The 17,437-nt window shown below is 72.4% G+C and carries 13 protein-coding genes and 4 riboswitches; of the genes, 11 read left to right on the top strand and 2 right to left on the bottom strand.

Annotated elements, in window-relative coordinates; translation table 11 throughout:
• Window positions 1-113 precede the first annotated feature (113 nt).
• Window positions 114-1,589 (bottom strand): D-serine/D-alanine/glycine transporter, encoded by a 1,476-nt coding sequence (gene cycA / locus ACWC9R_RS24000; protein WP_450734377.1) that lies wholly within the window; start codon window positions 1,587-1,589, stop codon window positions 114-116.
• Between the two features lie 275 nt (window positions 1,590-1,864).
• A riboswitch (glycine riboswitch) is annotated at window positions 1,865-1,956 on the bottom strand.
• A riboswitch (glycine riboswitch) is annotated at window positions 1,957-2,053 on the bottom strand. It lies immediately after the preceding riboswitch.
• 356 nt (window positions 2,054-2,409) lie between these two features.
• A riboswitch (glycine riboswitch) is annotated at window positions 2,410-2,505 on the top strand.
• Window positions 2,506-2,603, top strand: a riboswitch (glycine riboswitch).
• Between the two features lie 52 nt (window positions 2,604-2,655).
• Here cycA and gcvP point away from each other — a divergent pair.
• The 5 genes from gcvP to lpdA all read left to right on the top strand — a co-directional run bounded on the left by gcvP (window position 2,656) and on the right by lpdA (window position 10,625).
• Window positions 2,656-5,514 carry an aminomethyl-transferring glycine dehydrogenase gene (gene gcvP, locus ACWC9R_RS23995; protein WP_450734376.1) on the top strand — a complete coding sequence of 953 codons (2,859 nt, stop codon included), beginning with the start codon at window positions 2,656-2,658 and terminating at the stop codon, window positions 5,512-5,514.
• A 60-nt stretch (window positions 5,515-5,574) separates the two neighbouring features.
• Window positions 5,575-6,534 carry a lipoyl synthase gene (gene lipA, locus ACWC9R_RS23990; RefSeq protein WP_450734374.1) on the top strand — a complete coding sequence of 320 codons (960 nt, stop codon included), beginning with the start codon at window positions 5,575-5,577 and terminating at the stop codon, window positions 6,532-6,534.
• 67 nt (window positions 6,535-6,601) lie between these two features.
• Window positions 6,602-7,999 (top strand): L-serine ammonia-lyase, encoded by a 1,398-nt coding sequence (locus ACWC9R_RS23985; protein WP_450734372.1) that lies wholly within the window; start codon window positions 6,602-6,604, stop codon window positions 7,997-7,999.
• Between the two features lie 20 nt (window positions 8,000-8,019).
• On the top strand, window positions 8,020-9,147 hold the full coding sequence (locus ACWC9R_RS23980) for a serine hydroxymethyltransferase (RefSeq protein ID WP_450734370.1): 1,128 nt from the start codon (window positions 8,020-8,022) through the stop codon (window positions 9,145-9,147).
• Window positions 9,144-10,625, top strand: a complete 1,482-nt coding sequence (gene lpdA / locus ACWC9R_RS23975; protein WP_450734369.1) for a dihydrolipoyl dehydrogenase — start codon at window positions 9,144-9,146, stop codon at window positions 10,623-10,625. The genes ACWC9R_RS23980 and lpdA overlap by 4 nt, the downstream gene beginning before the upstream one ends.
• 59 nt (window positions 10,626-10,684) lie before the next feature.
• Here the strand turns inward: lpdA and ACWC9R_RS23970 are convergent, their stop codons facing one another.
• Window positions 10,685-11,041: an N-acetyltransferase gene (locus tag ACWC9R_RS23970; protein WP_450734367.1), complete on the bottom strand. Its 357-nt coding sequence runs from the start codon at window positions 11,039-11,041 to the stop codon at window positions 10,685-10,687.
• A gap of 277 nt (window positions 11,042-11,318) precedes the next feature.
• Here ACWC9R_RS23970 and ACWC9R_RS23965 point away from each other — a divergent pair, with 277 nt between their 5' ends.
• The 6 genes from ACWC9R_RS23965 (at window position 11,319) to ACWC9R_RS23940 (ending at window position 17,413) form a co-directional block, all read left to right on the top strand.
• Window positions 11,319-12,080 (top strand): SDR family NAD(P)-dependent oxidoreductase, encoded by a 762-nt coding sequence (locus ACWC9R_RS23965; RefSeq protein WP_450734366.1) that lies wholly within the window; start codon window positions 11,319-11,321, stop codon window positions 12,078-12,080.
• A gap of 26 nt (window positions 12,081-12,106) precedes the next feature.
• On the top strand, window positions 12,107-12,478 hold the full coding sequence (locus ACWC9R_RS23960) for a MerR family transcriptional regulator (protein WP_450734364.1): 372 nt from the start codon (window positions 12,107-12,109) through the stop codon (window positions 12,476-12,478).
• Window positions 12,479-12,666: 188 nt separating this feature from the next.
• Window positions 12,667-14,979 carry a bifunctional glycosyltransferase/CDP-glycerol:glycerophosphate glycerophosphotransferase gene (locus ACWC9R_RS23955; RefSeq protein WP_450734362.1) on the top strand — a complete coding sequence of 771 codons (2,313 nt, stop codon included), beginning with the start codon at window positions 12,667-12,669 and terminating at the stop codon, window positions 14,977-14,979.
• A 109-nt stretch (window positions 14,980-15,088) separates the two neighbouring features.
• Window positions 15,089-15,424, top strand: a complete 336-nt coding sequence (locus tag ACWC9R_RS23950; RefSeq protein ID WP_450734360.1) for a hypothetical protein — start codon at window positions 15,089-15,091, stop codon at window positions 15,422-15,424.
• A 37-nt stretch (window positions 15,425-15,461) separates the two neighbouring features.
• Window positions 15,462-15,731 carry a hypothetical protein gene (locus tag ACWC9R_RS23945; RefSeq protein WP_450734358.1) on the top strand — a complete coding sequence of 90 codons (270 nt, stop codon included), beginning with the start codon at window positions 15,462-15,464 and terminating at the stop codon, window positions 15,729-15,731.
• Between the two features lie 29 nt (window positions 15,732-15,760).
• Window positions 15,761-17,413, top strand: coding sequence for a phytoene desaturase family protein (locus tag ACWC9R_RS23940; RefSeq protein WP_450734357.1), 1,653 nt, complete (start codon window positions 15,761-15,763; stop codon window positions 17,411-17,413).
• Window positions 17,414-17,437 lie beyond the last annotated feature (24 nt).

Here is a 17,437-nt window from a genome sequence, read left to right as displayed (position 1 = left end):
CGCGCGATGAAGGAGCCGTCGGCCGCGCGCCGTTCATGAAGACGCCCGGCTGGGCAGCCCAGCCGGGCGTCTTCATGGATTCCCCCGGAACTCCTGGCTCTCCGGTGGCCGGGTCAGTCCTGCCGTGCGCCGTCGCGGAGTTCGGCACGGAAGGCCGCCGCACGGGCGGAATGGTGCGGGCGGCGGCGGAGACAGGCCCATGCGATGCCGAGGATGACGAACCACACCGGGGTCACCACCAGGGCCCGCAGGGTGTCGGCCTCCTGGGTCAGTGCCCAGATGAGGAACGCGAAGAACGCGAGCACGACGTAGCACATGACGATGCCACCGGGCATCTTGAACGCCGAGGCCTCGTGCAGGTGCGGACGGCGCCTGCGGTACACGAGGTAGCTGATCAGGATGATCGACCAGACGAAGATGAACAGCACGGCGGACACGGTGGTCACCAGGGTGAAGGCCTCGATGATCGAGTCGTCCATGGCGACCATGACCACACCGGCGAGCAGGAAGATCCCGGAGAGGAGCAGGGCGTTGGCCGGTACCTTCCTGGAGGTGAGCCTGCCGAAGCGCCCCGGGGCGTCGCCCTCCTGGGCCAGCCCGTACACCATCCGTGAGGTGGAGTAGATGCCCGAGTTCGCCGACGAGGTGGCCGAGGTCAGCACCACGAAGTTGATCAGCGAGGCGGCGATCCCCAGACCGGCAAGGGTGAACATCACGACGAACGGGCTGCGGTCCGCGCTGATCTCGCGCCAGGGCGTGACCGAAATGATCACGATCAGCGCGACGACGTAGAACAGCATCACGCGCACCGGGATCGAGTTGATCGCCTTGGGCAGGTTCCGTTCCGGGTTCTCCGCCTCGGCCGCCGTGGTGCCGACCAGTTCGATGCCGACGAAGGCGAAGGTCGCGATCTGGAATCCCGCGACGAACCCCATGGGGCCGGTGGGGAAGAACCCTCCGTCGTTCCAGAGGTTGGAGAAGCCCGCCGCCGCCCCACCGGGCGCCTGGAAGTGACTGAACACCATGACCAGCCCGACGACGATCAGTGCCACGATCGCGACGATCTTGATCAGCGCGAACCAGAACTCGGTCTCACCGAAGGCCTTCACCGTGGGCAGGTTCAGGGCGATCAGCAGGACGACGGCGGCCAGCGCCGGTATCCACAGCGGCAGATCGTGCCACCAGTAGGCCACGTACCCGGAGATGGCGATGACGTCGGCGATGCCGGTGACGATCCAGCAGAACCAGTACGTCCAGCCGGTGAAGAAGCCGGCCCACGGACCCAGCAGGTCGGCCGCGAAGTCGGCGAAGGACTTGTAGCGCAGGTTGGACAGCAGCAGCTCGCCCATCGCCCGCATCACGAAGAAGAGCATCACGCCGATGATCATGTAGACGAAGATCACCGAGGGTCCGGCCAGCGAGATGGTCTTGCCCGAGCCCATGAACAGGCCGGTGCCGATCGCACCGCCGATCGCGATGAGCTGGATGTGCCGGTTGGACAGCTGGCGGGAGAGGTGCTGCTCGCCCTCGGGCGGGGGTGTGGAGCCGGCCGGCGTGGTGGTCAGGCCGGTGTCACTGCGTTCAGGCATGGGCGAACCTCGCGGATCTCAAGACCCGTGCGGGCACGGGACAGGGGGTCTCTCGGAGCATGACCACGCGCCCCAGGGGCGTGCGGCAGGGGCTGCGCGCGGAGAAGCGGCAGCCGAACTGAAGGGTGTCAGTACGCTGAACGGGCCCGCACAGAAGCCTGACCATCGGCCCGCGAGCCGACGGGCGGGTGGCGGTCGGGGGCGAGCGGCAGGAGAGCCATCAGGGGCTCCTCGAATGTCGAGCACGGGCAGGGGCCCGTGCGGCCGAGTGAGCCTCCCCCTCTGTCATGAGCCTGAGAGCTTCGCCGCGCTCAGCGCGCGGCTTGCACCGTCGGCGAGGCGCGTCGGCGCCTGCTTTCCAGAGTTGCCTGCCCGAGCGGTAGGGATGCCTGAGAGTTTCCGGGGAGGTGTTGCTCCTTCGGCGACCGGGTCTGGCTGATCCAGTGCTCTCCCGCTCCGGGGTGAACGGCGATGTGCGGTGAGGCTAGGGCCCCCTCAGCGGCCGGTCAAGGGACCGGCCGAAGGCTGGACGCTACTCCCGGGTAGTGCGGCGCTTCCCCGTAGGGGACGGCGTTTGTGCAGCTCACGGCCTCGCTTCCGGGGCCGCCAGGTTACCGGCAGGTCCGTCGGCAGACTCTTGACGGCTGTGTTCCGGTGCCCGTACGTTGCCTCGGGAAAGATCCGGCAGCATCCGTACCGCTGACGGTTCCGCGGCGGGAGAGCCCACGTCCTGTGACGACGTGGCGCCGGGGGAGCACCTCCTCCCCGGAGACTCCCGGCCTCACCACCGCGCCGCCCGACAACTCCACATCGCGCTGTTCGAACCGAAGCGGGAGAGCCCTCGCCCACCCTTGGCGAGGCGCCGAAGGAGCAACTCTCCCCAGAATCTCTCAGGCCCCACTACCGCTTCGGCCAGGCGACTCTGGAAAGTCAGGACGTCATGTCCTGCGCCCACGGTGCAAACCGCCAAACCCGGTGGTGAAGCTCTCAGGTACCGATGACAGAGCGGGGAGGCAACCCGTCCACGGCGCCGCGTCCGCGGTGCCCCCACAGGGAGCCTCCCACCATGACCTACCCCGAGTCCTCCGCGCCGGGTGAGTTCGCCACCCGCCACATCGGCGTCAACGACGCCGACCGCACCACCATGCTGGCCGCAGTCGGCTACCCGACGCTGGCCGCCCTCATCGACGCCGCCGTCCCCGGCGGCATCCGGAGCACCTCCGGCCTGAACCTGCCCGCCGCCGCCACCGAGGCCGAAGCCCGCGCGGAGCTGCAGGAGTTCGCCGGCCGGAACACCGTGACCGTCCCCATGAACGGACTGGGCTACCACGCGACCACCACCCCCGCGGTGATCCGGCGCAACGTGCTGGAGGACCCGTCGTGGTACACCGCCTACACGCCCTACCAGCCGGAGATCAGCCAGGGCCGGCTCGAGGCACTGATCAACTTCCAGACCATGGTCGGCGACCTCACCGGACTGCCGACCGCCAACGCGTCGCTGCTCGACGAGGCCACGGCGGTCGCCGAGGCCGTCACGGTGATGCGACGTGTCGCCGGCAAGAGCCGCCACCGCGTCCTGGTCGACCGCGACACCCTGCCGCAGACCCTCGACGTGCTGCGCACACGGGCCTGCGCGGTCGGCATCGAGGTCGTCGAGATCGACGTCGCCGAGCCGCTGCCGCAGGAGGACTTCTTCGGGGTGGTGCTGTCCTACCCCGGCTGCTCGGGAGCCGTCCGCGACCTGCGCGAGGTGACCGCGGCGGCGCGCGAGCGCGGGGCGCTGGTCACCGTGGCCGCCGACCTGCTGGCGCTCACGCTGCTCGTGCCACCGGGGGAGTACGGCGCCGACCTCGTCGTGGGGTCGTCCCAGCGGTTCGGTGTCCCCGTGTTCTACGGCGGGCCGCACGCCGGCTATATCGCGGTCCGCGAAGGGCTCGAACGGCACCTGCCCGGCCGGCTCGTGGGCGTGTCCGTGGACAACGCCGGCCGGCCCGCCTACCGCCTCGCCCTGCAGACCCGCGAGCAGCACATCCGGCGCGACAAGGCGACCTCCAACATCTGCACCGCGCAGGTCCTGCTGGCCGTGGTCGCCTCGATGTACGCCGTCTACCACGGCCCCGAGGGGCTGACCGGGATCGCCCGGCGGACGCACCGGCACACCACGCGCATCGCCACGGGGCTGCGGAACAGCGGGATCACGGTGGTGCACCCCGAGTTCTTCGACACCCTGCTGGTGCGGGTCCCCGGCCGGGCCGGGGAGGTCGTTGCTGCCGCGCACGACAAGGGGATGCTGCTGCGGCTGGTGGACGGTGACCACGTCGGCGTCTCCTGCTCCGAGGCCACCTCGCACGACCACGTCCGTCGCGTGCTCGACGCCTTCGGCGCGGCGGGGGACGACCCGGCCGGCCCGGCCGACGGCACTTCGGCGGCGCTTCCGCCGGACCTGCGGCGCACCTCCCCCTTCCTCACCCACCCGGTCTTCCACCAGCACCGGTCGGAGACCGCGATGCTGCGCTATCTGCGCCGGCTCTCCGACCGTGACTTCGCGCTGGACCGCGGGATGATCCCGCTCGGGTCCTGCACGATGAAGCTCAACGCGACCACGGAGATGGAACCGGTCAGCTGGCCCGGCTTCGCCGACCTGCACCCCTTCGCGCCCCTCACGGACGCTGCCGGGTATCTGGCCCTGGTCGAGCAGCTGGAGACCTGGCTGGCGGAGGTCACCGGGTACGCCAAGGTCTCCCTCCAGCCGAACGCGGGCTCGCAGGGCGAACTCGCCGGCCTGCTGGCGATCCGCCGCTACCACCGGAGCAACGGCCAGGCCGGACGCGATGTGTGCCTCATCCCGGCAAGCGCGCACGGCACCAACGCGGCCTCGGCCGCCATGGCCGGGATGCGCGTCGTCGTGGTGGCCTCGCGGCCCGACGGCACGGTCGATCTCGACGACCTCCGGGCGAAGTGCGCCAAGCACTCCGACCAGCTGGCCGCGATCATGGTGACCTACCCCTCCACCCACGGCGTCTACGAGGAGGGCATCACCCGGCTGTGCGAGCTGGTGCACGAGCACGGCGGACAGGTCTACGTCGACGGCGCCAACCTCAACGCGCTGCTCGGAGTCGCCAGGCCCGGCGAGTTCGGTGGCGATGTGTCACACCTCAACCTGCACAAGACGTTCTGCATCCCGCACGGCGGCGGCGGTCCGGGGGTCGGCCCGGTCGCGGTGGCCGCCCATCTCGCGCCGTACCTGCCCACCCATCCGCTGCACCCCGACACCGGGCGCCGCGACGGCATCGGGGCGGTGAGCGCCGCGCCGTTCGGCAGCGCCGGCATCCTGCCGATCCCGTGGGCCTACATCCGGATGATGGGCGCCGAGGGGCTGACCGAGGCGACCCGGGTGGCCGTGCTGAGCGCCAACTACGTGGCCCGCCGCCTCGCGCCTCACTTCCCCGTCCTGTACGCCGGAGAGTCGGGCCTCGTCGCGCACGAGTGCATCCTCGACGTCCGCCCCCTCACCGCCGCCACGGGGGTGACGGTCGACGACGTCGCCAAGCGCCTCATCGACCACGGCTTCCACGCGCCGACGATGAGCTTTCCGGTCCCCGGCACTCTGATGGTCGAGCCGACGGAGAGCGAGAGCCTCGCCGAACTGGACCGTTTCTGCGAGGCGATGATCGCGATCCGCGCCGAGATCGACCTGGTGGACCAGGGCGTCTGGTCGCTGGAGGACAGCCCGCTGCGACAGGCGCCGCACACCGCCGCCGCCCTCGCCGGCGAGTGGACCCGCGCCTACTCACGCGAGCGGGCCGCCTTCCCGGCGGGCGTCACGCCCGACAAGTACTGGCCGCCGGTCGGCCGGGTCGACCAGGCGCACGGCGACCGCAACCTGGTCTGCTCCTGCCCGCCGCCCGAAGCGTTCGCGTCCTGACCTGCGCGGGCTCGCGTAGCCGTGCCCGCCGCCACCCCTCCCCGTACCCGGAGCCGTGCCATGAGTGACGCCCCCACATCTCCCACCTCTTCCGCCTCCCCCGACGGCCGCCGGCTGCTGCGGCTGGAGGTGCGCAACAGCCGGACCCCCGTGGAACGGAAGCCCGAGTGGATGAGGACACGGGTGCGCATGGGGCCGGAGTACAACGCGCTGCGGTCGCAGGTGGAGGCCGAAGGGCTGCACACCGTGTGCCAGGAGGCCGGGTGCCCCAACATCTTCGAGTGCTGGGAGGACCGCGAGGCCACCTTCCTCATCGGCGGTGACCAGTGCACCCGGCGCTGCGACTTCTGCCAGATCGACACCGGCCGGCCCCAGCCGCTGGACCGGGAGGAGCCGCGCCGGGTGGCGGAGTCGGTGGCCACGATGCGGCTGCGGTACGCCACGATCACCGGGGTGGCCCGCGACGACCTGCCCGACGGCGGTGCCTGGCTCTACGCCGAGACGGTCCGGCAGATCCACGCACGGAACCCGGGCACCGGGGTGGAGAACCTGGTCCCGGACTTCAACGGCGTCCCCGAACTGCTGGCCCAGGTATGCGAGTCGCGCCCGGAGGTACTGGCCCACAACGTGGAGACGGTGCCGCGGATCTTCAAGCGCATCCGGCCCGCGTTCCGCTACGACAGGTCGCTCGGCGTGCTCACCGCGGCACGGGAGTCCGGCCTGGTCACCAAGTCGAACCTGATCCTGGGACTGGGGGAGACCCGGGCGGAGATCTCCACCGCGCTGGCCGACCTGCACGCCGCCGGCTGCGACCTGGTCACCATCACCCAGTACCTGCGCCCCTCGGCGCGGCACCACCCGGTCGAACGGTGGGTCCGGCCCGAGGAGTTCACCGAACTCGGGCAAGAGGCCGAGGAGATCGGCTTCGCCGGAGTGCTGTCCGGCCCCCTGGTCCGGTCCTCCTACCGCGCCGGACGGCTGTATCAGCAGGCACGCGACAAGAGGCCCCGGCACCCCTGACGGGAGGCGCAACCGCCCGCGCGGACCCTGCCCCTTCCCCGACCACCTCTCGCAAAGGAGCCCTTCCATGGCCCTCTCCGTCTTCGACCTGTTCTCCATCGGCATCGGCCCGTCCAGCTCGCACACCGTCGGACCGATGCGCGCCGCCCAGATGTTCGCCGGCCGTCTCAAGGAGGCCGGCCTGGTGGCGCGGACGGCCTCGGTGCGGGCGGAGCTGTTCGGCTCCCTGGGCGCCACCGGCCACGGCCACGGCACGCCGAAGGCCGTACTGCTCGGCCTGGAGGGCCACTCCCCGCGGACGGTGGACGTGGAGACGGCCGACGACGAGGTCGAACGGATTCGCAGCACCGGGCGCCTGCGCCTGCCGGCGGGGGAGAGCGGCCCCGCCCACGAGATCGACTTCGACGTCTCCGACGATCTGGTCCTGCACCGCCGCCGCTCCCTGCCCTACCACGCCAACGGCATGACCCTGCTCGCCCGTGACACCGAGGGGGCGACGCTGCTGGAGAAGACGTACTACTCGGTCGGCGGCGGCTTCGTCGTCGACGAGGAGGCCGCCGGCGCGGACCGCGTCAAGCCCGACGACACGGTGCTCACCCACCCCTTCCGTACGGGCGACGAACTGCTGCGGCTGACCCGGGAGACCGGCCTGTCCATCTCCGCCCTGATGCTGGAGAACGAGAAGGCCTGGCGCACCGAGACCGAGATCCGCGAGGGGCTGCTGGAGATCTGGCGGGTGATGGAGGCGTGCGTGGCGCGCGGCCTGTCCCGCGAGGGCATCCTGCCCGGCGGGCTGAAGGTCCGCCGCCGGGCGGCCACTTCGGCCCGCGCGCTGCGCGCCGAGGGCGACCCGGCCGACCGCGCCATGGAGTGGGTCACGCTCTACGCGATGGCGGTCAACGAGGAGAACGCCGGCGGCGGCCGGGTCGTCACCGCCCCGACCAACGGTGCCGCCGGGATCATCCCGGCCGTTCTGGGCTACTACCTCAACTTCGCGGCGGGTGCGGCCTCCCGGGAGGAGAAGGAGGACGGCATCGTCCGCTTCCTGCTCGCGGCCGGCGCCGTCGGCATGCTCTTCAAGGAGAACGCCTCGATCTCCGGCGCCGAGGTCGGCTGCCAGGGCGAGGTCGGCTCCGCCTGCTCGATGGCCGCCGGCGGCCTCGCCGAGGTGCTGGGCGGCAGCCCCGAACGGGTGGAGAACGCCGCCGAGATCGGCATGGAGCACAACCTGGGCCTGACCTGCGACCCGGTCGGCGGCCTGGTCCAGATCCCGTGCATCGAGCGCAACGGCATGGCCGCGGTCAAGGCCGTCACCGCCGCCCGTATGGCGCTGCGCGGCGACGGCCGCCACCACGTCTCCCTGGACAAGGTCATCAAGACCATGAAGGACACCGGTGCCGACATGAAGGTCACCTACAAGGAGACCGCCCGCGGCGGCCTCGCCGTCAACGTCATCGAGTGCTGATCCCGCCGCGAGGAGCGACCATGACCGATCTTTTCGACGCGACGCCCACCGGCCCGGAACCGCGGCTCCCGGCCGCCGAATCCGCCGCCACCGTCGAGCAGTTGGCCGCCGACCGCGCCAAGGCGCTGTTCGGTGCGGAGTACGCCCAGGTGTGGCACCGGACGGGGGACGAGGCCCTCTCGGCGGTCCTGTCCGCACTGCTCGCCCCGGGCGACACCGTGCTCGCGCCGGACCTGGCGCCGGCCGCCGGCCCGGGGTGCCCGACGCACACGGGCCGCTTGAGCGAGCTGTACGACCTGGCCACCTATCAGGTCCGCCCGTCCGACTTCACGGTCGACCTGGACCAGGTGCACCGGCTGGCCGAGCTGCGGCGTCCCCGGATCATCCTCGCGGGGTGGGCGGCGTATCCACGGCTCCTGGACTACGCGCGCCTCCGCCGGATCGCCGACGAGGCCGGCGCGCTGCTCCTGGTGGACATGGCGAACGTCGCGGGCCCGGTCGCGGCCGGGCTGCACCCCGGTCCCGTGCCCCATGCCCACGTCGTCACCACGGGCAGCCATCCGGTGCTCGGGGGCGCCGTCCTCACCGGTGACCCCCGCATCGCGCGCCGACTCGACGCCGTGGCGCTCCCCGACCGGGAGACGGAGACGTTCGCACAGGACATGGCGGCGAAGGCGGCCGCCTTCCGGTGTGCCGCCTCACCGGCCTTCCGTGAACACCGGGCAGCCGGCCTCCGGGCCGCCAGGATCATGGCCGGCCGGCTCCTGGCCGACGATGTCGCCGAAACCGGGGCCCGTGTGCTGACCGGTTCCACCGAGACGGACCGGGTCCTCGTCGACCTCCGGGGCACGGGCCTGGACGTGTGCGCGGCAGCAGAGGCCCTCCGATCGCTCGGCCTCACCGTGGAGCGCACCACGCTCTCACTCAACTCCGGTACACCGCCCATGAGTTCAGAAGTGAGCATCGGCGTCGACGCCCTCGCGGCCCGCGGATGCGGCGAGGCCGGCTTCCGTGCGGCCGCCGAAGCGGTCGCCCGTGTGCTCACCCACCACCCCGGTGAACGCGTACCCACCCGACGGCCGGGGCGCGGCACGGCGCCGGCGGACACCACCCCCACCCCTCCCTCCCCTGAGAAGAGCACACCATGAACCAGCAGTTCGACGTCCTTGTCATCGGCGGTGGCCCCGGTGGCTATGTCGCCGCGATCCGTGCGGCACAACTGGGCAAGAAGGTCGCTCTGGTGGACAAGGAGCGCCCCGGCGGGGTGTGCCTGAACTGGGGCTGCATCCCGACCAAGGCGATGCTGCGCTCGGCCGAGGTCCTGGAAACCGTACGCGGCGCCGACGAGTTCGGGGTCCTGGCCGACGACGTCCGGCTGGACTACGCGGCGGTCCTCAAGCGCAAGGACCGCATCGTGCGCACGCTGACGGACGGCATCGCCCATCTCCTCAAGGCCAACGGCGTGACCGTGGTGACCGGCCACGCCCGCTTCGTCGACGACCACACCGTCGCCGTGCACGAGGCCGGGCCCGCCCCTCTCGGCGACGACGGTCCGCGGTACGCGGCACCGCCGGCCGAGGGCCCCGCCCGCGCACACCTCACCGCCCACCACCTCGTCGTCGCCACCGGCTCCCGGCCCGCCGTGCCGGCTGTTCCCGGCGCGGACCTGCCCGGAGTGGTCACCTCCGACGGGGCGTTCCTGCTGCCGCGGGTCCCCTCCCGGGTCCTCGTGGTCGGCGGCAGCGCGGTCGGCGCCGAGTGGGCGAGCATGTTCCACGCCTTCGGCTCCGAGGTCACGGTCGTCGAGATGATGCCGACGCTGCTGCCCGGCGAGGACCAGGACATCGGCCGCGCCCTCACCCGCTCCTTCATCAAGCGCGGCATCCGCGTCCTGACCCGCCACACGATCGCGGCGGTCGAGGAGGGCTCCGACGGTGCCCCGCTGCAGGCGCACCTCACCGCCACGGACGGCCGGCCCGCCGAGACCGTGCCCGCCGACACGGTCCTGTTCGGCGTCGGCAGGCGGCCCAACACAGCGGCGCTGGACCTGGACACGGCAGGTGTGCGCACCGACGAGCGCGGCTACCTCCCCGTCGATGACCAGCTGCGCACCAACGTCCCGCACATCCACGCGATCGGAGACGTGACCGGCCGCCTGCAGCTGGCGCACGTCGCCTCGCACCAGGGACTCGTCGCGGCCGCCGCGATCTGCGGCCACGACGAGCGCATCGCCTACGACGCCGTGCCCGCCGCGACGTTCACCCATCCCGAGGTGGCCAGTGTGGGTCTGACCGAGGCGGCGGCCGTGGCGGCGGGCCACGACGTCACCAGCGCCCGCTTCCCCTTCGCCGCACTGGGGCGCGCCCACGCCTACGGTGTCACGGAAGGAATGGTCAAGATCGTCGCCGAGCGGGACGGCGGCCGGGTCCTCGGGACGCACCTCATCGGGCCCGGCGCGAGCGACCTCATCGCCGAGGCGGCGCTGGCCCTGACCCACGGGGCGACGCTCTCCACGCTCGCCGACACGGTGCACGCCCACCCGACCCTCGGCGAGGCGACCATGGAGGCCGCCATGTCCGCACTGGGCCTGCCCCTGCACACGGCGCCCTCTCCACGGAGGCGGTGAGCGGAGGAGGACGAGCCCCGAACCGCCGCTGCCCCGCGGGCGTGAAGGCCGTAAGACGCTCAGCGCCTCGCCCGCACCGGTGCCCCGCCGCTGCCGGAGGCCTCGTAGCGGAGGTGCGAACAGCCGACGCCGGTGCGGTTGTTGGGGAGGCGCATGCGCGTGGCGAGGTCGCGGGTCATGCGCTGGGGCAGGCAGCTGCACCAGGTGATGTCGGGGTAGCAGGCTCGCAGGTGGGACACCGCACGGGTGCCCAGGCCGCTGTCCTGCAGGGGCGTGGCGACGTGGACCTGGGTGATCACCCCGCTCGCGCAGCGTTCACACACTTCGTAGGTGACCTCGCCGACGACGCGGCGGATGTACACCAGCAGCAGACTCTGCGCCCGCTCACTCGCCGGTGCCGGGGAATGGAAGATCACCACGTCCCGGTAGGCGAGCAGCCTCCGGTGGAGCTTGCCGCGTCGGCGGCCCCGGCGCGTGTGACGTGGCGGCCGACGACGGTGTATGCCCTGCAACAGCGTTCCTGGCACGAAGTTACGTGTGGCAACCATGTACGGCGCCTACCCGAGCCGCAGGCGGACAGTCCCCTCGTCCCGTGAGCGGCCGGACGAGGCCGGGGGAGCGGGTCGGGGACGGGCAGGCCCCACCGGGCTCCATTTGACCCTGCCACTGGCGGCAGGGTTGAACGATTCCCGCATGGACACCAGCACCGCATCGCAGCCCCGCAGGATCGTCGCCGTCACCGGCGCAGGCACCGGGATCGGCCGGGCCACCGCCCGTGCCTTCGCCGCCGAGGGCGCCCACGTGCTCGCCATCGGCCGGCGGGCCGTACCGCTGCACGAGACCGCCGCCGGTCACCGGCGGATCACCCCGCTGACCGCGGACATCACCGCCTCAGGTGAGCCCGAGCGCATCATCCGCACCGCACGGGAGCTGCACGGCCGGCTGGACGTGCTCGTCAACAACGCCGGCATCGTGCGCAGCGGCGCCCTCGGCACCCTCACACCGGAGACGATCCACCCGCAGATCGCCACCAACCTGATCGCACCCATCCTGCTGTCCCAGGCCGCGCTTCCCCTCCTGGAGGCGAGCGGCGGGGTGATCGTCAACGTGAGCACCTCGGTGGGGCAACGGGCCTGGCCCGGCAGTTCGGTCTACGCGGCGACCAAGACCGCGCTGGAGCTGCTGACCCGCAGCTGGGCGGTCGAACTGGCCCCCCGCGGCATCCGCGTGGTCGCGGTCGCCCCCGGCGCGATCGACACCCCGATCGGCGAGCACCAGGGCCTGACGCCGGAGCGGCGGGCCGCGGTACGGGAGTGGCAGCTGGCCCGCACCCCGCTGGCACGGATCGGCCGGCCCGAGGAGGTGGCCTGGGCCCTCACCCGGCTCGCCTCGCCAAGTGCCGCGTTCCTCACCGGAGTCGTGCTCCCGGTCGACGGCGGGGCGGTCGTGGCGTGATAGGAGTGGCCCCGGAGGTGGGGCGGGTGAGGATCGGCGAGCTGGCCAAGGAGACCGGGACGACTCCCCGTGCGCTGCGGCACTACGAACAGGCCGGGCTGATCTCCTCCGAGCGGGCCCCCAACGGCTACCGCGTCTACGAGGCACGGACGGTGGTGCGGGTCCGCAACATCCGCCACCTCCTGGCCGCCGGGCTCACCCTCGACGACGTGCAGGTGTTCCTGCCCTGCCTGGACGGCGACGTGGCTGCCGCACCGCCGTCGGACAAGGGGCTGCGCGTCGCGTGGGAACGGCTGGCGGTCCTCGACGAACGGATCGCCGCCCAGACCGAGGCCCGCGACCGCCTGGAAGCCGCACTGCGGCACACGACCGGCGACCGGCCCCGCCCGGTGGTGTGACGCTCTACTCCGGGGCGCTGCTCCCCGCACCCAACCCCCGCACAGCCCAAAAACGTTGTCTGTGACGGTCGTAACAGGTAAACCGCGCAGATCGGGCGCAACCCTTTCCGCATGCCGGTGGTCCCACTGCCGTCACGGAAATTCAGGTCTTCGTCATGAGGCCGACATCTTCGAGGAGCAACGCCGCCATGCCCGAGCCGGGCCTCAGATCCGCCCCCCGCTTCAGCATCATCGTGCCGGTCTACAACGTGCAGGGATATCTTCGCGCGTGCCTGGACTCGTTGCTGGCGCAGGAATTCACCGATTTCGAGGTCATCGCGGTCGACGACTGCTCGCCGGACCGCAGTGGTGAGATCCTGGCGGAGTTCGCCGCCCGGGACCCGCGGGTGGTGCCGGTGCGCCACGAGGAGAACGGCGGCATCGGCGCGGCCAGGAACACCGGTGTGGCGCGTGCGCGCGGCGACTACCTGCTGTTCCTCGACAGCGACGACACCCTCACGGCCGGCGCGCTGCAGGCCATGGCCGGCCGGCTGGCCGTATCGGAGGACCCGGACCTCCTGCTCTTCGACCATGTGCGGTCCTACTGGTGGCACGAGGTCAAGCCGAGCGCCGTCCGTGAACTCCTCGCCGCGGCGGGCAGGGACGTCTTCAAGCCCACCGAGCGCACCGAGTTCCTGCATATGTTCGCGGTGGTGTGGAACCGGGCCTTCCGGCGCGATTTCTTCGTGGACAACGGATTCCGGTACACCGACGGGCTCTACGAGGACGCCCTCATGGTCTACACGACCATGCTCACCGCCGAGCGTGCCGTGTGCCTGGAGCACGCCTGTGTGGAATACCGCCAGCGCCGGCACGGCAATTCCATGAAGACGCCGGGCCGGAAGCACTTCACGATATTCGAGCAGTACCAGCGGCTCTTCGACTTCCTCGACGGCCGGCCGGACCTCGACCGGCTGCGGCCGCTGTTCTTCGAGCGGATGGTCAGCCACTTCCTGTTCACCGGCGCGCGCGAGAGCCGGGTGCGGGTCCAGGACCGGCCGGAGTTCTTCCGCCGGGCCGCGGAGATGTACCGGCGGCACAAGCCCGCGGGATTCACCCCGCCGGCGGAGGCCGACGCCCTGCAGTTCCAGGCGCTGGAACGCGGTTCCTACCGCGCCTTCCAGACGCTGAACCTGGTGAACCGCACCCGGCTGCGGGGGCAGCAGCGGGTGCGCAAGGCGCGGCGCGCCATGAGCAAGCGGGCCACGGCCGGCTTCTACCGGAGGCAGCTGAAGCGCCCCATCGACCCGAACCTCGCCGTCTTCAGCGCCTACTGGAACCGCACGCCGTCCTGCAATCCGCTCGCGATCTACGAGAAGGCCAGGGAACTGGCCCCGGATCTGCACGGGGTGTGGGTCGTGCGCGAGGACGTCGTGGACACCGTGCCGGACGGGATGGACCACGTCGTCGTCAACAGCCAGCGGTACTGGGAGGTGATGGCGCGCGCGAAGTACTTCGTCAACAACGTCAACTTCGCCGACGAGGTGGTCAAGCGCACGGGGCAGGTCCACCTCCAGACCCACCACGGCACCCCGCTCAAGCGGATGGGCATCGACCAGCAGAAGTACCCCGCCGCGGTCAAGGGAATGAGCATGCGCAAGCTGCTCGAACGCGCCGACCGCTGGGACCTGTCGGTTTCCGCCAACCAGCACACCAGCGAGCAGTGGGAGCGGGTCTACCCCTGCGGCTTCGAGACCATCGACGCCGGCTATCCGCGCAACGACGTCTTCTTCCGGACCGGAGCCCGGGAGGTCCTGGACATCCGTGAGCGGCTCGGCATCGCGCCCGGCACCACGGCGGTCCTGTACGCCCCGACGGTCCGCGACTACCAGGTCGGCTATGTGCCGCAGCTGGACCTGGAGAAGGTCACCGGCGCACTCGGCCCGGACTTCGTCCTGCTGGTGCGTACGCACTACTTCTACGGCCGCGATCCGCACCTCCAGCAGCTCCAGGAGCAGGGCGCGCTGATCGACGTCTCCCGGCACCCCTCGGTCGAGGAGCTGTGTCTCGCCGCGGACGCGCTGATCACCGACTACTCGTCGATCATGTTCGACTACGCCGGCCTCGACCGGCCGATCGTCACCTACGCCGACGACTGGGAGACCTATGTCCGCTCCCGCGGCGTCACCTTCGACCTGCTGTCGGGGAAGCCGGGAGACACCCCGGGGATCGTCGCCACCACCGAGGACGAGCTGATCGAGGCGTTCCGCAGCGGCCGCTGGGAGAGCTCCGAGGCCGGTGAGCTGCGGGCCGCGTTCCGTGCCCGCTTCTGCATGTGGGACGACGGCCACGCCGCCGAGCGCGTGGTCAACCGGGCCTTCCTCGGGCGGCACGACCTGCTCCCGGCCCCGCTGCCGCTGTCCGAGCGCACCGTCGCGCCGTCCCCGCGGGAGGCGGCCCGCACGGGCGCCGTCCTCGCACCCGGGGCGGACAGCGCCCCGGCCGGCCGGACGCCGAACTGACCGGCTGACGGAGTGCGGGGTGCCGGCCGGGTGCCACGGTCAGGTGTGAGCGGACGCGTACGGGGCACCCGCAGCCGTGAACCATGAGGCGACCGGAAGGAGCTGGCGCATGCTGACGGCACACCCCGTGCTGCTGACGGAGCTCACCGAGGAGCGGGAGGCGCGGACGGCGCCGTACGGGCGGCAGGGTCTCGCCGGGGCGCGCCGGGCCTCGGCGGACGGCGCGACACCCGAGCCGGGGCACAAGGTGCCCGACCCGCCCCCGCCGGGCCCGCTGGACCCGGTCCACCCCAAGCCCCAGCCGCCACCGGCCCCCGCCCCGGACCGGGAGCCCGCACCCCGGCCCGGCCCCGGCTCGTGCACGGCGCCGCCGCCCGTCGCGACCGGCGGGCACGGCCCTCACGCTCGGGAGGCCGGGCCCGAAGGCCCGCTCTACGCTGGGTGAGGGAGCCGGCGAACCGGCGCGGAGGCGGTGGACGCTCGTGGCGGTACGGCACCAGCTGATCAGGCGCTCTCCGGAGGAGCTGTGGGCGGTGCTCGCCGACCGTGACCGCTACCAGGACCGGGTGGTCGGCACCGCGCGTGCGCGGCCGAACCTGGTCATCGTCGACGAACATCCGCTGACCGGGCCCGGCGGACGGCTGCACCACGCGGCCCTCGACCTCATGCCGCAGCTGCGCCACCGCAGCCTGCTCCACAGGCCGGCCGACGTGGCCGAGGAGACCCCGGCGCACGCGGCCGCCGGAGCCTGACCGCCGCGCGGGGCGAACGGGAGGCAGCGATGCCGGACGCAGTGGTGATCGGTGCCGGGCCCAACGGACTTGTCGCGGCGAACCTGCTGGCCGACGCCGGGTGGACGGTGGAGGTGCTGGAGGAGCAGGACGAGCCGGGCGGCGCGGTCCGCAGCGACCGTGCGGTGCACCCCGACTTCGTCAACGACCTGTGCAGTTCCTTCTATCCGCTGGCCGCCGCCTCCCCGGTCCTCGCCGCCCTGGACCTGTACGAGGAGGGGTTGGTCTGGAGCCACGCGCCCCAGGTGCTGGCCCATCCGCTGACCGACGGCCGCTGCGCGCTGCTGGGCCGCGCCACCGCCGACACGGCCGCCGGGCTGGAGACCTTCGGCACCGGTGACGGCGCGGCCTGGGAGGGCCTGTGCGAGACCTGGGACCGGGTCGGCGGCGACCTCCTCGACGCGCTGTTCACGCCCTTCCCGCCGCTGCGCCCGGTGGCCCGGCTCGCCGCCCGCGCCCGCGGTGCCGGTGCGCTGCGGCTGGCGCGGATGATGCTGCTGCCCGTACGGCGCCTGGGCGAGGAGGAGTTCCGCGGCGAGGCGGGCCGGCTGCTGCTGGCGGGCAACGCGCTGCACGCCGACCTCGCCCCCGAGGCCGCGGGCAGCGGCGGCTTCGGATGGCTGATGTCGATGCTCGGCCAGCGCTACGGCTTCCCGGTGCCGGCCGGCGGTGCGCAGTCGCTCACCTCGGCCCTGGTGCGGCGGTTGCAGCACCGGGGCGGGGTGCTGCGCTGCGGGGAGCGGGTCGACGAGATCGTCGTACGGTCCGGGCGCGCGGTGGCGGTGCGTACGGCGATCGGGGAGACCGTGCCGGGCCGCCGCGCCGTCGTGGCGGACGTGTCCGTGCCCGCCCTGTACGGCCGGCTGGTCCACGCCCGGCACCTCCCCGCCCGGCTGCCGGCGGACCTGCGGCGCTTCCAGTGGGACTACGCCACCTTCAAGGTGGACTGGGCGCTCGGCGGCCCGGTGCCGTGGACCGCCGCGGCCGCCGCCGGCGCGGGCACCGTGCATCTGGCCGACGGCATGGACGAACTCACCCGCTTCACCGCCCAGATCGCCGCGGGACAGGTACCCGACCGGCCCTTCGCCCTGTTCGGCCAGATGACCACAGCGGACGCCACCCGCTCCCCGCCGGGCACCGAGGCGGCCTGGGCCTACACCCACGTACCGCACCGGATCACGGGGGACGCCGGGGAGGACGGCATCGGCGGAGCCTGGGACCGGGGGGACCGGGAAGCGATGGCGGACCGGCTGGAGGAGCAGGTCGAACGCTTCGCGCCGGGCTTCCGGTCGTGCATCAAGGCGCGCCGCGTGCTCGCCCCGCCCGCCTTCGAGGCGATGGACGCCAATCTGCACGGGGGTGCCGTCAACGGCGGTACCGCGGCCCTCCACCAGCAGCTGGTGTTCCGCCCGCTGCCGGGCCTCGCCCGCCCGGAGACCCCTGTGGTGGGGCTCTACCTGGCCTCCGCCGGGGCCCATCCGGGCGGCGGCGTACACGGGGCGCCCGGTGCCAACGCGGCCCGCGCGGCGCTGTGCGCCCGCGCGCCGGGCGGCGCCCTGAGCCGGGCGCAGCGCGCACTCCACCGCGGCGGCGCACCACGGCGCCCGTCGGCCGGCCGCTCGTCCCTCGACCATGGGATGTGATCAACTCCCGTACGGGGAACGGTG

The sequence above is a fragment of the Streptomyces sp. NPDC001219 genome (assembly GCF_053597915.1).
The sequence above is the reverse complement of the archived record's forward strand: the minus strand, read 5'-3'. Positions and strand labels throughout refer to the sequence as shown.

Coding starts and splice junctions, on each gene's coding strand:
- ACWC9R_RS23980 (WP_450734370.1), top strand. CDS start 8,020: ATGACCGATCTTTTCGACGCGACGCCCACCGGCCCGGAACCGCGGCTC.
- ACWC9R_RS23950 (WP_450734360.1), top strand. CDS start 15,089: ATGCTGACGGCACACCCCGTGCTGCTGACGGAGCTCACCGAGGAGCGG.
- ACWC9R_RS23940 (WP_450734357.1), top strand. CDS start 15,761: ATGCCGGACGCAGTGGTGATCGGTGCCGGGCCCAACGGACTTGTCGCG.
- gcvP (WP_450734376.1), top strand. CDS start 2,656: ATGACCTACCCCGAGTCCTCCGCGCCGGGTGAGTTCGCCACCCGCCAC.
- cycA (WP_450734377.1), bottom strand. CDS start 1,589: ATGCCTGAACGCAGTGACACCGGCCTGACCACCACGCCGGCCGGCTCC.
- ACWC9R_RS23965 (WP_450734366.1), top strand. CDS start 11,319: ATGGACACCAGCACCGCATCGCAGCCCCGCAGGATCGTCGCCGTCACC.
- lipA (WP_450734374.1), top strand. CDS start 5,575: ATGAGTGACGCCCCCACATCTCCCACCTCTTCCGCCTCCCCCGACGGC.
- lpdA (WP_450734369.1), top strand. CDS start 9,144: ATGAACCAGCAGTTCGACGTCCTTGTCATCGGCGGTGGCCCCGGTGGC.
- ACWC9R_RS23985 (WP_450734372.1), top strand. CDS start 6,602: ATGGCCCTCTCCGTCTTCGACCTGTTCTCCATCGGCATCGGCCCGTCC.
- ACWC9R_RS23955 (WP_450734362.1), top strand. CDS start 12,667: ATGCCCGAGCCGGGCCTCAGATCCGCCCCCCGCTTCAGCATCATCGTG.